1 protein-coding gene is annotated in these 1005 nt (G+C 57.9%); it reads right to left on the minus strand.

Going from position 1 to position 1005, the window contains the following annotated elements:
* Positions 1 to 1005 (minus strand): hypothetical protein (locus tag STRDD11_RS14690; RefSeq protein ID WP_241209435.1); only part of this gene is annotated, 1005 nt, incomplete at both ends.

Below are 1005 nucleotides of genomic sequence, written 5' to 3' on the forward strand. Positions count from 1 at the left end.
TCTCTGAGGCGGACGTGCTTGCGGACACCGACGCACTGGTTGATGCTGACTCGCTCGCTGAAGTTGATGCGCTCTCTGAGGCGGACGTACTTACGGACACCGATGCACTCGTGGAGGCTGACTCGCTTGCTGAAGTCGATGCACTTACTGAGGCTGAGGTACTTGCTGAGACGGACGCACTCGTGGATGCTGACTCACTTGCCGAAGTTGACGCACTCTCTGATGCGGACGTACTTGCGGATACCGATGCACTGATTGACGCGGACTCGCTTGCTGAAGTCGACGCACTTACGCTCGCGGACGTACTTGCTGAGACGGACGCACTCGTAGACGCTGATACGCTCGCAGAAGTCGATGCACTCTCTGATGCGGACGTACTTGCGGACACTGATGCACTGGTGGAGGCTAACTCGCTTGCTGAAGTCGATGCACTTACTGATGCAGAGGTTGACGCACTTTCTGAAGCTGAGGTGCTTGCAGATACTGATGCGCTCGTTGAAGCCGACACGCTGGCTGAGGTTGACGCACTCGTGGAGGCTGACACACTTGCGGACACTGACGCACTGGTAGAGGCTGATACGCTCGCAGAGGTCGACGCACTCTCTGACGCGGACATACTTGCGGACACCGATGCACTCGTGGAGGCTGACTCGCTTGCTGAAGTCGATGCACTCTCTGAGACGGACGCACTCGTGGAGGCTGACTCACTTGCCGAAGTTGACGCGCTTACGGACGCGGACGTACTTGCGGACACCGATGCGCTCGTGGAAGCGGACTCGCTCGCAGACGTTGATGCACTCACTGACGCAGACGTACTTGCTGATACCGATGCGCTCGTTGATGCTGACTCGCTCGCTGAGGTTGATGCACTCACGGACGCAGACGTACTTGCGGACACTGATGCGCTCGTAGACGCTGACACACTTGCCGAAGTTGATGCACTTACTGACGCAGATGTACTTGCGGACACAGACGCACTCGTGGAGGCAGACTCGCTCGCTGAAG

This window comes from Streptococcus sp. DD11 (assembly GCF_001578865.1).
Lineage (GTDB): Bacteria > Bacillota > Bacilli > Lactobacillales > Streptococcaceae > Streptococcus > Streptococcus panodentis.